This window comes from Photobacterium sp. GB-1 (assembly GCF_003026165.1).
In the GTDB taxonomy this organism is placed as follows: domain Bacteria; phylum Pseudomonadota; class Gammaproteobacteria; order Enterobacterales; family Vibrionaceae; genus Photobacterium.
In genome coordinates, this window is record NZ_PYOB01000022.1 from 1 (window position 1) to 15,804 (window position 15,804).

The 15,804-nt window shown below is 41.3% G+C and carries 9 protein-coding genes; 6 read left to right on the forward strand and 3 right to left on the reverse strand.

The genetic code is table 11. The annotated features are described in order from the left end of the window. Positions 1-272: 272 nt before the first annotated feature. On the reverse strand, positions 273-629 hold the full coding sequence (locus C9J45_RS17110) for a hypothetical protein (RefSeq protein ID WP_107208398.1): 357 nt from the start codon (positions 627-629) through the stop codon (positions 273-275). A 795-nt stretch (positions 630-1,424) separates the two neighbouring features. On the opposite strand from C9J45_RS17110, the gene C9J45_RS17115 reads away from it, so the two are divergent. After that, on the forward strand, positions 1,425-3,134 hold the full coding sequence (locus tag C9J45_RS17115) for a L,D-transpeptidase family protein (protein ID WP_107208399.1): 1,710 nt from the start codon (positions 1,425-1,427) through the stop codon (positions 3,132-3,134). 190 nt (positions 3,135-3,324) lie between these two features. Here the strand turns inward: C9J45_RS17115 and C9J45_RS17120 are convergent, their stop codons facing one another. After that, positions 3,325-3,663 carry a cytosolic protein gene (locus tag C9J45_RS17120; RefSeq protein WP_107208400.1) on the reverse strand — a complete coding sequence of 113 codons (339 nt, stop codon included), beginning with the start codon at positions 3,661-3,663 and terminating at the stop codon, positions 3,325-3,327. A 285-nt stretch (positions 3,664-3,948) separates the two neighbouring features. Here C9J45_RS17120 and sigZ point away from each other — a divergent pair, with 285 nt between their 5' ends. The 5 genes from sigZ (at position 3,949) to C9J45_RS17145 (ending at position 11,632) form a co-directional block, all read left to right on the forward strand. Then, positions 3,949-4,524, forward strand: a complete 576-nt coding sequence (gene sigZ / locus C9J45_RS17125) for an RNA polymerase sigma factor SigZ (RefSeq protein ID WP_107292795.1) — start codon at positions 3,949-3,951, stop codon at positions 4,522-4,524. 231 nt (positions 4,525-4,755) lie between these two features. After that, positions 4,756-6,429, forward strand: a complete 1,674-nt coding sequence (gshA, locus tag C9J45_RS17130) for a glutamate--cysteine ligase (RefSeq protein ID WP_107292796.1) — start codon at positions 4,756-4,758, stop codon at positions 6,427-6,429. Further along, complete coding sequence (locus C9J45_RS17135) at positions 6,426-8,261, forward strand: ABC transporter ATP-binding protein (protein ID WP_107292797.1); 1,836 nt, start codon at positions 6,426-6,428, stop codon at positions 8,259-8,261. Before gshA ends, C9J45_RS17135 begins: the two co-directional genes overlap by 4 nt. Beyond that, on the forward strand, positions 8,251-10,080 hold the full coding sequence (locus C9J45_RS17140; protein ID WP_107292798.1) for an ABC transporter ATP-binding protein: 1,830 nt from the start codon (positions 8,251-8,253) through the stop codon (positions 10,078-10,080). The genes C9J45_RS17135 and C9J45_RS17140 overlap by 11 nt, the downstream gene beginning before the upstream one ends. Before the next feature lie 28 nt (positions 10,081-10,108). Next, positions 10,109-11,632, forward strand: a complete 1,524-nt coding sequence (locus C9J45_RS17145; protein WP_107292799.1) for a glutathione synthase — start codon at positions 10,109-10,111, stop codon at positions 11,630-11,632. 495 nt (positions 11,633-12,127) lie between these two features. On the opposite strand, the gene C9J45_RS17150 is transcribed toward C9J45_RS17145, so the two are convergent. Further along, on the reverse strand, positions 12,128-15,562 hold the full coding sequence (locus tag C9J45_RS17150; protein WP_107292800.1) for a M66 family metalloprotease: 3,435 nt from the start codon (positions 15,560-15,562) through the stop codon (positions 12,128-12,130). Positions 15,563-15,804 lie beyond the last annotated feature (242 nt).

Sequence of the window (15,804 nt, forward strand, 5' to 3'; positions counted from 1 at the left end):
GTTACATTGTCCGAGCCGCTGCTTTATTCAGGCTCGTAGGTTCATCTGGTGATACAGACGGTTCACTCATAAAGCGGTGAACAACGCTTCATACGACTTCAGGTCGCACGGACAAAAGTGTGTTACGCACTTAGCTCTATTCTGGCTGGTAAGTATTAGGAAAGGTAGGGATAACGCCCAAATAATGGGCTAAAAATTGTTGGCTAAAATAAGCGACGCAGGAGTAAAAGCCAACTGTTTTTAGTCCTGATTTATTTGCTTGTTATGTGTATTTAACCACAATCCAATTTTTTATTAGCTTCTACAAATAAAGCTGAAGGATTTATTACCGCATTTGGAAAGTCCGGTACAGGAAAGTTTAGTGTTCTAACTTTTATCCAAGCAGGATATTTCTTGAATGCTGATTTAACTATGCTATTAAAGTCATTAATTTCATTACGATTATTGCACAAGCATACATGATGTTCTTTTCCAGATTTAATGCAAGAAGTTACGCTTTTTGAAACATCTTTTAAAGCCTTATGAATACCTAAAGCGACATTTAATTCAGCCTCATTGCTTAGATGTAAATCTTGAGCGAGTACAACCGGTGATAAAATAATAGAGAAAATAATGAATAATTTACGCATGACATCCTTATACACATAACAGTATATTAATAAGCATTCTTACTTTCGCGCAAAAATATACTTATGAAATACCTTTACCATACTCGATATAATCGTTGCATATTATGAACTTGATAGCACTTTCTTACATTTATCGATTTGAAAGAGGGTGTGAAAAGTAAGAAATGTATTTAATCAGTCTTATTAAATACAAACTGAAATATTAAATTAACTAATTATCAATTAGTTATAGCTTCACCTCTGTTTTTAACAAGAAATATTTCTTATTAAAAACAGAACTAAAGCGATAAAATCACCACGTTTCATTATAACTGTTGATATATACAGTAAACAAAACTAATCCAAAACCAAGTTAACACGATATGAATGAGTAAAAGGTCTAACGCATAAAGGGGCAGAAATGAGTTAGAATAACTAGCGGCATTCATGAGCACAAAAAAAGAATTAGTTCATTTCTATTATTGGTTTGCATTTAGTTTTAAATTACCGAATATCGTTCAATTTATTTCGCTTTTATTTACTATTTGTAAATAATGATTCACTGGCACTTTTGAGAAATTTATTTTAACAAAACAAACAATTAATGATCTTTATTGCATCATTTTTTATCAACCGCAATCGAACAAAGTTCAGGTTAAAATTTAATATTCCGAAAGTGTTATTTCCACTTATCGTTTTTTAGCATAAATTACTCACTATTAGTTACTTTGAAATCTTTGTCACTTTTTAATGAGAATGATTTAAATGCTAAGGAGGTAAAATTTTACTTCCTTAGTTTTAGTTAAGGAATGTTGGATGAAGTTTAGTCGAAAAAAAATAAATACATTCATTGGTTCGGTAATGGCGGTTTCGGCTTTATTGACTTGTGGCTCGGCTTTCGCTGCTAATAATGTGGCGCAACCAGATTTAGATTGGCATGTGTTAGATGGTGTTAAGATAAATAGCACTGCGTCTTTATGTCCGCAATCAACCGTAAAAGTGTGTAACGATAACATCTTAGATGCACTATATGCTGATAATAACTTCATGCCATTTTGGTTAAACCCTGCGCTTGTCAGTGCGATCATGCCGCAATTACAAGCGTTGGCAGATTCAGATACACTACCTGGTATGAAGCAGCGCCTACAAGAGTTGAAGAAATTAGAGACAAGGCAAGATGAGCGTGGCTTTGATTTACTATTAACGGATACCTATTTGGTGTACGTGGATTATGTGCACCAGTTAATGCAAGATCCTCGACCGTTATACAATTCACAGCCAGTAAAATTAACGCCTTTGTCGTTAACAATGGCGCAGAAATATTTCCCATTAACGGTTCAAAAAATCAATTCTCTTATTCCTTCTTCGCAGTTTGTTCCAACAATGGGGGTGATTAACCATTTATTAAGTTTGCCAGCTAACCCACTGGATTCAAGTGTCGTTCACTTCGATAAGGTTATTAGCATTGGTGAGCCGATCCCTTATGGCGACAAAGTTGCAACGGTGCTTTGGAATCTGGGTTATTTAACTCAGCCTGAGTATCAACAAGTTGTGGCTCAAGCAACAATTACCAATACTGGTGTGATTAACCAAGCGATCAAAGCTTTTGAAGGAAACTATGGCTTGAAGATGGACGGCATTATCGGGCCTGACGTTATGAGTCAATTAACACGCCCTTATTCAAGTTTGGTACGTCTTGCTGCATTAAACTTACAACGTGAGCGTTTTGCCCAATTAGAAGGGGATGGTCCACAAATTATTGTGAATATTCCTGATTACAAAATGACGCTATACGATAATCAAAAGCCAGTATTTGAGTCGAAAATTATTGATGGGATGCCAAAACGTCCAACCAATTTGTTTCAGTCATACATTAATACGGTTGTGATAAACCCATACTGGTATGTACCTGAAACCATTAAAGTGCAGAATACGATTCCATCGGCTAAAGCAAATCCTAATTTCTTAACGAATAGTCGTATGGATGTGATTAATAGCTGGAGTGATCGCTCTGTTGTGCCGCCGAGTTCTATTGACTGGGCAACGGTAAATCCAAAAACATTTACTCATGAGTTTCGTCAAGATCCTGGCCCTGAAAATGCGCTTGGACGAGTTGCATTTTTGATGCCTGATTCATTCTCTGTGTATATGCATGATGAAGCGCAATCAGAGTATCCATTGTTTAATCGTCGTCATCGCGATTTAAGCTCTGGCTGTATGCGTGTACAACAACCACGTAAAATGGCGACACTTATTTTGTCTTACCAAAATATGCCTAACTTGCCTTCTGTTGACGATATGATTAATACCAACAACCACCGTGAGATTGGCTTGGATACACATGTGAATCTTGATGTGGCTTACTTAACGGCATGGGTAACACCGAATGGTCAGTTAGCGATACGTCCTGATATTTACGGTTACGATAGCCCTCGCGCTAAACCGATTCAGAATCAATTTATTTCGATTCCCAATTACCGCACTCATCAACGTATGGCACTGGCATTGAATGGGCAAAGTAGTTAATTCGAAAGTAGGTTTTAGTTTCGAAGAATAAAGCGCTTATTCAGCGTATGAAAAAGGCTAAGTGCAATACACTTAGCCTTTTTACTGTATTTAATCGGGCAATATTTATAGGCTGCTGTTAATAAATGAAATGCTGACGGATGAGTGGGGAGGGATGCCAATTTTTCGATGAGTAATTACTGATCAATTTTCAGTCTATTCGGGTAATAAAGGTTTGCTCGTCATCCACAAAAGCGACAAAGCCACCGTGATAGATGAACACTCGACCGCGTCCTTCAACGAGGCAAGCAAGTTGTGGGTTCAAACCTTCTTCGTTATCTTTGCTTTGAAATGTACCTGTATCGGTGATAACACCGCGGAGTACAGGCAAATACCCATAAGTCCGCTTGGCTTGATCAATCAGGCTTAATTCGCTGGTGGTAGAGAAGCAATAAGGTATTTTACCGGCTTCTTCGATAAACATAGTTTTGAATTCTTCAAAAGCTGTGATCACCAGCCAGTCAATGTCGTTAACGTGATGGATAAACATAGAGTTTCTCGGTAATTCTGATATGCAGATTCTATCACTATCAGGGCTGAGTGGAGTAGATATTGCGCCTAAAACTAGCGAGGTATTGAGAGTGACCGTGGCGACAAGAAACGTAAGCCTGAAAAAGTAGCTCATTTTGTTGCTTTCATTTGCGCGGACATGGGATGCCTTAAATGTGACAGGGAATGGTTGCTTGAATTGTTAGATCTTTGCGCTTTACCTACTCACTATATTTCGATTATTATCGAAATATAGTGAGTAGGTATCGATAATTGAGGAAACGCTATGTTAGCAGAGTGGCTCATACACAAAGATCAACTAAGAAGTTACATAGTGAAAAAGACGGGAGATCTTGATTTAGCTGATGACATTTTGCAGGACGTTTACATCAAGGCCAGTCAAAAGATTGAACAACTAGAATCGAGAGATAAGCTCCACAATTGGTTGTATCGCATTACGCATAATACGATTATGGATTTTTATCGGACTCAACAAATTCACGAAGAGTTGCTTGACAATCAAGTGGCAGAAGAAATGTCGGCAGAGCTAATTAACCTGCAAGCGGTGGCGCAGTGTTTACGTCCAATGTTTGATTGCTTGCCCGAGAAATACCGGCAAGTGATGATTCTTGCAGAGCTTGATGGATTGTCGCAGCAGGCTGTTGCTGAACAATTAGGGCTATCACTTTCAGCAACGAAGAGTCGCATTCAACGAGGTCGCGTAAAGCTAAAAGAGATCTTAATGGATTGCTGCAACATCGAAGCAGGAGGTGAGGGAATTGTCGATTTTGACCCTGATCCAAAGTGCGTAGAGTTCTGCAAAACAAGCGCGATAAATGACGGTGTTCATCAATCAGCCTAGGTGACCACACTCTAGATGATTTCTTGAATACTGGGGCGTACAACTGCATGATTTTTACTATGATGCACTTGTGACAGCCTCATTACCTTGCCTAACAACAGCGTTTTTTCCTTGCCTTTCCCATCCACATTTTCGTCAAAAATTAATTATAAAAATAGCGAATATTTTTGCGTCTTTTTTGGTTTTATTGCGTCTTCACAGAGTGAATAACACTTTTATTGAATAAGACAAATGAAAAATAAAGCCACCCCAATTGATATAGAGACTCTGGTTGATGAGTCGCTGTTGGTATTTATAGCAAGTGATGATGTGCAAGATACACTGCAAGGTGTTCGTCGTGGTATAGAGCGTGAAATGCTTCGAGTGACACCAAGTGCTCAGCTTTCGCACCGGCCCCATCCGAAATCGCTAGGTTCCGCACTGACTCACCCATACATCACGACCGATTTTTCAGAAGCACAGTTGGAACTAGTGACGCCTGCGGTGACCGGTAGAAAGGAAACATTTAAAAAATTGGCTTCGTTACACCACTTTGTAGCTACACATTTGCCGGAAGGTGAATCAATGTGGGCGGCAAGTATGCCTCCGTCTCTACCTTTAGATAGTGATATTGCGATAGCAAATTATGGCACATCCAATGTGGGTATGGCGAAGATGCGTTATCGAGAAGGCTTAGCAAACCGTTATGGAAAAAGAATGCAGCTTATTTCAGGCATTCATTACAATTTTTCGTTACCAAAACCTTTCTGGCAGATGCTTCATGCAAATACAGAAAGTCAATTGCCGCTAGAAGATTTTATTTCTGAGCGATATTTTCATCTGATCCGCAATGTTCTACGCAATGGTTGGATCATTCCATATTTGTTTGGTGCTTCACCCGCAGCCGACAAGAGCTATCTGCGAGATAAGCCTTATCAGTTACTGCAGTTAGATAGCACGACAGATTACTTACCTTGGGCGACATCGTTGCGCTTAAGTAACTTAGGGTACGGAAGTAGTGAGCAATCTCGATTCCCGATCAGCTTTAATAGCAAACAGGATTATCTGATCGGACTATGCAAAGCATTAACTCAACCCAGTGTGCAATATTCATACTTAGCAGAGCATCAGCAGTTGAATGGTTCGGTTCTTCAACTCGAAAATGAATTATACGGTTCCATACGTCCTAAAATTGTCAATGCACAAATGCGCCCATTGGTGGCCATGTGTCATTACGGGGTGGAATACATAGAATTACGCAGTTTGGACAATAATCCTTTGTTACCGCTTGGTATTGATGAACTTCAAAGTCAATTCATCGATCTATTTCTACTTTACAGCGCATTATCGCCTAGCCCTGAAATAAGTAAGCAGGAAAGAACCTTGATTATGCAAAGGCAAGAGTTGGTCGCGACACAGGGCAGAAAGCCGAATTTGATGTTGCCTACCTTGAATGGTGAGGTGCTACTGACGGATTTGGCGAAACCACTAATGAACCTGTTAGCCAAAATGGCGACCATCATGGATGGCGGGCAGAATAATAATGGCTATGAGAAAGCCGTGATGCGTGAACAAGCCAAGTTTGATGCCAGCCAGTTAACGCCTTCAGCACAGATTTTAGCGGTTATGGAGCAAGAAAACCTAAACTTCACAACGTTAATGAAAAGCTATTCAGACGAGCACCAACAAGGATATTTGAGCGATACGCTCTCTGACGATGAAATGACGCAATTACAAATGCTGGCATACAACTCTTTACTTGAGCAAAAACAGCTAGAGGCAGGAAATGAAGAAAACTTTGATGAGTATTTAGCCCGAAAACGTCATATCAATTGTGAAATGCCTTCTCGGGCTGATGCCGCGTTATCAATGCAAAGATATTCGATGCAATTTCAAGACAATAAAGAGCCAGCTAATCAATTATGAATATGCTTTGGAAATTAAAAGGCTACATCAAAATGTATGGCCGGCACTATCTCATTGCCCTTATCGCTTTGCAGTTGGTTGCTTTGATCAATTTGGTGCCTTCATGGCTGATCGGTCGAGTAGTCGACGGCATTAATCAAGGAACATTAGATGCACACAACCTAGTTATCTACGTCGGTGGAATCATTGTTTCGGGTGCGGCAATGTATGGTCTGCGCTTTGTGTGGCAAAGCAAGTTATATGGGGCGTCTATTGCGATTACTCGTGTAATGCGCAGTGAATTGTTTCAAAAGTTCTCACAACTTCCTCCTGCCTTTTATGCTCGCCGCAGTGCTGGTGATTTAATGGCGCATGCAACCAATGATCTTAACGCTGTTGAAGAGACTATGGGCATGGGAATTATGACGTTAGTGGACTCTTTCATCGCAGGTATAACCGTCATTTTAGGGATGATTTTTGTTGTCAGTGGTGAACTGACCGCCATTGCTCTGCTTCCCTTTCCGTTGTTAGTGCTGATCACTCGTCGTTATGGAGTGCAGCTACATAAAGCTTTTGGAAAGGCACAGTCTGCATTTTCTGATTTAACGGAAGAGACGCGTGAAACGGTATCGGGCATTCGTGCGGTTCGTACACACGGTATTTCTGGTCGTCAAGAACAACGCTTTGGACAAACCTTAGACCAAACGGTCGATGCCAATCTGACTGTAGCGAAAGTCGATGCAGCGTTCACTCCAACAATACAATTGGTTTACGGATTGTCGTTTGTGATCGCTCTTGGATACGGCGCATGGTTAATCGAACAGGGTAGTATCACTGTCGGTCTCTTTACGACTTTTACTTTGTACCTTGGTCAACTGCTGGGTCCATTTATGCAGTTTGGTTGGCAATTCAATGTCTTTCAACGGGGTAAGACCTCTTGGCGTCGGTTGGAGCATTTGTTTGCGGAACACTCGGAAGTGGTTGAGGGGGATCTAACATTAGCCAAAGATTCGGATTCAAGTATGTCATTTGATATCCGAGAGTTTAGCTATGAGCAATCAAATCGAAGAGTTTTGGAGAGCGTAAAGTTTGAAGTGCCATCAGGTGGATTAGTGGGCATTACTGGGCCAACAGGCAGTGGCAAAAGTACGCTTCTGCATCTGGCTTTGCGTCAATTTAAACTTGAGCAGCCATCCAGTATTCATGTTTCAGGCATGCAAAGTGACAGCCTCACCTTTGATGCTTTGCGCAGCAAAATGGCTTTGGTTCCTCAAAAGCCGTATTTATTTTCCGGCACGATCGCAGAGAACATTGCCCTGTCAAAACCGAATGCGTCGTTGGCTGAAATAAAGCATGTGGCAGACATGGCTTCTATTCGAGCAGAAATTGAAGCGATGCCTGAGGGTTTTGATACCCGACTTAGAGAAGGCGGTACGAATCTATCGGGGGGCCAAAAGCAGCGATTAACACTTGCTAGAGCACTCCTGTCGGACACTGATATCTTGTTGTTAGATGATCCTTTCAGCGCATTAGATATAAAAACAGAGGCGCAAGTTCGTCAAAATTTAAAATCGTATTATTCTCACAAAACGATGCTGCTTGTCACCCAGCGCCTGACCAACCTTATTGAAGCTGACCAAATCTTAGTATTAAACGATGGTCAGGTGGAGGAACGCGGTTCTCATCATCAATTATTGGCAAACCAAGGTTGGTATTCCATGGTTTATCAGCGTCAAAGTCAGTTAGGGGAGAAAGGCCCGTTGGTGAGCGCAGAAGCATTGCATGCACGTTCAAGCAGTACTTTTAACGTTAACAACGATCCTGCTCTGAAGGAGATCTACCATGGGAAATAATACGCTTTATCGCCGTTTGTTAGCGTTTGCATTGCCGCACAAAGCTCGTTTTGGTTTTGCATTTGTCATGTTGGGGCTAGCGGTCAGTGCTGAAATGACAATTCCTTGGTTGGCAAAAAGTGTCCTTGATGACGTAATCGTGCCTCAGCAATTTGAATGGCAACAGCTTATCTTTTTGATTGGGCTGGTTATGTTTTTTTACGTTTTAGCTGCGGTGTTCGGGTATTTTCAGGCGGTCGCTTTTAAACACGGCGCATTGCTTGTGGTCAAAGATGTGCGCGAGCAGTTATTTCGCCATGTGCTGAACTTTCCCATTGCGACATTCGACAAGCTGCCGACGGGGAAGCTGGTCTCTTACATTACTAACGACACTGAGTCATTGCGAAATATGTTCGTGTCGACGCTACCTACCGTGGTTCAAGGAACCTTACGTATTTTAGCCACTTTTATTGCTATGGCGTTTTTAGACTGGCGTTTGATGTTATTAAGCTTGGTGTTGATCCCCATATTACTTGTGACCATGCATCTATATCGCAAGATTTCAACGCCAGTATTTGATGGCATTCGAGTTCAAGTCAGCAACATCAATTGCCAAATCAATGAGTCGTTACAGGGAATGGCGTTGATTCAAGCGTTTCGCCAGCAGAAACGCTTTCAAACCAAGTTTGAGAAAGAAAATCAAAGCTGGTTTAACTTCAGAACCAAATCGGTAGCCATTGATAGTTTGATGTTGTTGCCATTGACCCGTTTGATTGGGACGCTGACCGTAGCGGGTATTGTTGCCTGGTTTGCAGGGGCTTCAATGTCGACCGTTGTGGAAGTGGGCACCTTATACGCTTTCTTAAACTATGTTGAGCGATTCTTTGACCCGTTCCGACAGTTATCGATGGAACTGCATAAATTGCAGGTTGCTACGGTATCGTCAAAACGTATTTTTGAGCTACTAGACGATGAGTCTGAGGTTCATCATCAAGTGATGCCAGAGGTAGAGTTCAATGATAGTCACGATATTGAGTTTCGCAATGTCACTATGGGGTACGAAGAAGATAACCCCGTGCTTAAAGACGTTAGCTTTACAGCAAAAAGTGGTGAGTTCACCGCAATTGTCGGCCATACCGGAAGCGGGAAAAGCTCCGTAATCAATCTGTTAATGCGTTTTTATCAACAACAGCAGGGTGACATTTTCATTGGCGGGCAATCGCTTCGAACTCTTCCAGAAGCACAATTGCGTAAGTTGTTTGGCTTGGTATCGCAAGATCCAACCATCTTTAGTGGTTCAATTGAAGATAACATTAACTTATCTCACGATGTTCTTACCATTGATAAAACAAGTGCAAACACATTGGCGAAAAGCCGTGAGAGAGCGATTCATGCAGCCCAATTGGTGCAAGCAGACCGATTCATTCATCGTCTACCTGATGGTTTTGAACACAAACCAGGTAATGGCGGTGCCTCGCTTTCCGTTGGGGAAAGGCAGTTATTGGCGTTAGCTCGGGCGATTTCCCACGATCCGAAAATATTTCTACTCGATGAAGCCACGGCGAATATCGACAGTGAATCGGAAGAAGCGGTTAAACAGGCGCTTGATAATATCCAGGGCGGCAGAACGGTTATTGCTGTGGCACACCGGTTATCTACCATTCAAAACGCTGATCAGATTTTGATGATGAACAGCGGCAAGGTCGTACAAAGAGGCACACATCAAGAACTGATTGCTCAAGATGGCGACTATCGAGATTTGTACCTAAGTCAAAAAGCGCAAGAAGAACATGACACTCAAAACAGCACGCTTGGTTTAACCGCCGCCAGTGCAGCATAAATAGTTAATTATGACGAGCAAGAACATTATGAAAAACCACACAACGCACATCGAATCTAATGATACTGATCAAACACAATTTGTATCTGAGCAAGTGATTGAAGACATCCTTGAGTGGGAAATCATGCACGGCGTAGCATTTCGTCAGGCTGACAATACCGCAAGGCATGTTCCCTTTAGTATTGCGCCGATGACAATGGAACGTTCAACGTATGACCACCTACGTAAGGTCACGCCATTGATTGCTAAATTGGTGAGCAACGTTTCTGAAGATCATCGTTTTCTGCAAACCTCATTGAGTGAGATGGCGAAAGCCGACCCGTTCTTCGGTCGCTTAATGGAGCTCCATCAACAAGCTCATGGCGATAAAACCGCCCCTAAGCAACCAGCTCGTCAGCCGCTGTTATTAATGAGAACAGATTTTATGGATGACCGACAATACGGGGCGAAAGTTATTGAATTTAATGGCATAGCGGCGGGAATGGGCCCTTTCGGTCAACGTGCTTTCGAGCTGCATCGTTTTGTTGAAAACCAATGGAACGAGGTTTACCGAGAGTGGCTAGAAGATGATTCAGCAACACCTGCCGATAACCAAGGATTGGAACAATTAGCCCTAGGCATCGCAACAGCAGCAAAAAAGGTTCAAGCTCATTTTGCTGATTCTGACAAGAATGGCGTAAGCAAAAATCCTGATCAAAAGCCAACATTCTTAATGATCGTCCAAAAAGGAGAAGACAATGTGTATGACCAACATCTTTTGGAGGTGGCATTACATAAGTTGGGCGTTCGTACCGTTAGGCGTACATTCGAGCAATTGAGCACTCAACTTTCAAGTGGTGATAACCAGCGTTTAATCCTTGATGGTGTTGGCGCTATTGATACCGTGTATTTACGCGCGGGTTACCAATATTCAGATTACTGCGCGCCAGAGTTGGATGAAGACATTTGTTGTCACACATTGAGCCAAACTCGCTTGTTTATTGAAAAGCATTACGTGGCGATGAATGCCACCATCAGTCAACAATTAGCGACGAGCAAATCTATGCAAATGCTATTAACGCAAATGCCAGCCGAGGCTTATATTCAATGGGGATTGTCCCTTAATGAAGCCCATTTAGTGAAAAGCGTTTTGGCAGAGATGAAGGCGATCACCGCAGAAAGTATTGAATGGTTTTATCAGAGTGCGAATAAAAAAGAGTGGGTATTGAAGAACCAAGGGGAAGGTGGCGGTCACTGCGTATTTGGAGAGGATATTAGTGCTATTTTGCAACGACTAAAGCCAGAAGAATACAATGCGTGGACGTTAATGCAGCGCTTGTACCCACATGAACGTGACACCCCAACCATTGCCGTTCGAGATGGCAAGCAAACCTTAGTTAGCGACCTTGTTAGTGAAGTGGGGCTTTTTACTGCGCATTATCAAGGTAAGCCTGTTACTGAAAATAACGGTTATGCTGGATACTTAATACGCAGTAAGCCTGCCAGTGAGAATGAGGGCGGAATACATAGCGGGCAGGGGATTTTGGACTCATTAGTCTTGATTAATAACTAACTATATATTCGTGATGTACAACTTGCATGCGAGTTGTACATCAGTGGTTAGTTCAAAGGTTTGGCTTAAGTTTTTTTTGATCTGTTTGTAGGTGTTTGAGGAAACCTTTAATTTCATCAAAATCGGCTACAACTTCAATGATCGTTGAACATGAACGTATACCTGCGGCTGTGTCGTGACTAATGCTATATCATGAGGAAAAACAATGACTTGGCGTTCTAGTGATTACTCTATTAACCTTTTGCGACTTTTTCACTCTATTCTAGGGGGGCTGGCAGCTCTTGGGTAAATACTTCCATGCCATAATAAGAAAACACACTCCAGAGCTCAGAAAGCGTCTGTCATCGATTCTGAGTGAAAATTCAGTGGAAGCGCTCTTTAAGGGGACGCCAAGAATAAAAATCAGGCACATTGCAACTAATTAAAACCCCTAGTCATTTAATCTATAAGACTAGGGGTTTTCTATTATTGTGTCTTTATGTGGTTGGTTATTTATTAACGGTAGCTATATTGACCGAAGCCGTTAGAAAAAGTCCAATGCTTGCCGTTAGACCACTTAATCCCTGGAACTTGAGTACATTGTCCACCTGCATTAATGAAGCCTGCGCCATAAAAACCACTTGTGTTTACGCTACATAAATTCGCATGACTTCCTTCAACAGCTTTAACTGATTGACCTACTTGTGCAGGGTTGTTTAAAGACATCCACTCAAATTGGTTCAGCATTGATTGCAATGGCATTTCTCCTTGATTACTTGCCACTGAAATTTCTGAACCACCTGTGCACTGATAATCTCCATTGCCAAAATCTTCAACGTAGCCATGTACTGTTTGTTCAACACCATTAATTGCTAATGGAAATCTACAAAGATACGGCTTTTCACTTCCTACACGCATTGTCGCTAATGAGTTACGATCTCTTACTGACAAAGTGTTAGGATCAAAGCCGTTAGTATGAGCAAACCAGCTTGATGGAATATTCGATTCAAGAGCTTCGTACCCGTGCTCTTGCCCTATAATTACAGGTCCTTTTAGGTCATCTGCTGCAGGGTTTCGAAGTGTCGATTGTGAATCTAACACTGTTTTTGTACCAGAAGTTGATGCGCACTCAATGGAGATACGTGTTGGGTGATTATCTGCTGGTAAATTGAGGTGTAGTTTGTTGCTTTCATTATTGTTATAGCGGTGGCCGTTCAATGCAATTTTAGTGACATCACCATTTTCAGTCTCAACAATAAGTTGGCACTGCTTTTGTGATGTAAAGCTGTATTGTTTTATTCCGCCTTGGTGATTTACGTATGACCAATTAGCTCCATTATTATGTTTTACGCCATCAATTTGCATACATTTATCGTTTTCTATAAATCCAGCACCATCGTGGGATGTTCCTGGTTTATCTAATGTACACAATGTTTTTTCACCCAGTTCAATTGTCGGAGTGTAGGTTACATAGCCTTCTGTTTCGCCTTTCGTGGCCAGTAACATGTAGTCATTGAAAGCCGACACTGGTACTTCGCGCTCATTGTTTACAGACCAATACATATCTGAAGAAACTTGGCATATGCCTGTTTCGCTATTTTCAAAGCCAACAAAATTCGCGGTCTGCCCGTTCATGTTAGTGTAACTAAATTGACATAATGGTAACCAGTTATTGTCTATTTTAATTGTTTGCCACTCTGTATTATTTCGATCCTCTTCATTTAACTCGACAGTTGAAACCCATCCTTCAAGTTGAGAAGGTGTTGTAGAGGGCTCTGGTAGATCGAATAAATTACCGTAGTTTGAGTAAATCAATGGGTATATTTGACTTGGATTTTTTTCTGTTGGGTCATAGATACCTAAGACAGTAATTACAGGCACACCTTGTTGACTTGGCTTATTAAAGTTGGTTTCTGAATCAGTATATCGCTGACTTTCATGATCCCATTGAACAAAGCCTGTGGAGCTATTTAGATCAAGGTTGTTAGACTGATTAAACCAATCTTGAGTCATGCGAGTTGCAATTGGGTGCTCCAAAGTATAATGGCTTATTAGGCCAGTTAATGGGGGCTCGCCACCTCCCATAGCCTCACGCATAAAGCGGAATTCATTTTCAAATGGCGGCACACTTTCTCCGCTATTTTCATTCGTCATTGTTATCGGATCATCTGACCAATGAATATTTCCAATAAAACGTTGGTATCGTGCATCCCAGCCCCAACCAGACTCCATATCGTGAATAGATGCGTTTTGAGGATGGTGGCCTCTATTATAGTTATGGCCTAATTCATGAGACCATTCATTGCCACGTGTTGAACTTAATGTAACTATGCCACCACCACCGCTCAATCCATGGTTGACGACATTAGAAGTGATGACTCCGGTGTCAGGATCTTTAGATAAGTAGCGTCCGCGATTGTTGTGGGCAGTAATATGGCTAAATGGGCGAGGCCAACTTGCATCACCTCCAGCAGTATCTACTATGCCAAAGTTTGCATTGTTAATACCTAAAGAAATCAGATTCTTGCCAATAAACTCACGCATATCACCAGCATAAATTCCGGCATTTTCATATTCACTAGCTTTGGTGTAGACCTTTCCGTTAGGCATGGTGACTTTACGTAGATGTAATGGTGTATAGTCTGCCATAACCATCTTAGATACAGGTATCTTTTGGAAATAATCAGTAGCTAACTGTGCCATGTCATCAATCATTTCATATTGGTTGCGCGGTTCAACCAGCATACCTATATCAATATTTTGAAGAACTAGCTCAGGTGCACCACCAAAAACGAAAAGATTTTCCGTTATTTCTCCCTCACGGTTGCGATTGTCGCTAAATTTAAGTGACAAGCCAGGTTTCATCCATTCCCAGCTTAATGGTAGGCTCCATGCGTGGTGTGAGAATATGACTTTGCTTTTGCCGTTATCGCGCTGATCTGTATCAGGGAGTGCGCTTGGTGGGTTCATGAGGTGGCGCCCCATAGTTACTCCATCAACAACTACTTCAACCCATAATTGATGAATATTTCTCACTTTAGGTGTTACTAATAATAAGCCTTCTCGATCCATTATTAGATTAGGATGGTTTATTTCATCATTCCCGTAAGGAGCAACGCTTGTATGTGTTTGTGCAATAGCAACATTTGCACTCAAATTGCCAGCCAAATGATTAATACCATTACGGCTATCATTGTAACTTAATCGTAGCGGTAACGTTTTGACACTAATCGTCTTATCGTCACACCCATGCTGATTACACTCAATTAACTTTACTGAGTATTCAGTATTGGGTTCAAGTTCTGGTATATAAAAACCTGAATTGTTAGCACTGTATTGATATGTTATTGAAGACTCGCCCGGCTTATTTGCTGTTAATTCGATTTTATAACTGTTGCCTTCGACAGTCTGATCCCAAGCTATCTGCATACCAACATCAGAAACTGAAGCCACTTTAAATCCTGTGATAACAGGTATTGACGAATCACTGCATTCAGACGTTAATACTCGTTGTACTTCTGCCGTTTCCCACTCATAACTTCCGTCATCAATTTGAGAGCCACGCGCTGCAGGTACATATTCTGCAAAGCATCCGCTGCCATCAGGATTTATTACCCCCCATTCGCGGTGTAGTAAATAAAAGCCACCGTTATATGAAATATACTCCCAGTCAGGCCCTACGAATGGGAACGCGCTACTGTAATCATCATTAGCGTTGCTTAATGGGAACATTGGTGCATTCTCATGATTTAACTGGTACTCTTTTCCATTGAATTGTAGGTACCGTATACCACCTCTTTCTATGACATTCTCTGGATTATATGCTATCTCCTGCATGTGATTGATGGTTTCGAACGTATCTGCGGCTATGGCGGTTAATGTATGTTCTGAAGCAAGAACGCCTGTGCTTAATAGGCCACTAATGACTAGTGATAGCATTTTCATTTTCATTCTTGTTTGCTCTTGTAATACCCTGAATTAGGGTGAATTATTAATACCTAATTAAAATGAAAACTAAATGTTTGATATGTAACAAAAAGCACTATAAAAAGTACAAAAAAGCATCTTTTTTCATTGGATACCACTAGAGCATTCTTATTTTCTTCAAAAGATTCTAAATTAGTTAAATATTTCAATAAAATAAGACCAAATAAAGCAACAGTGCGCATATTGGTATGGCAAAAAACCTAAAC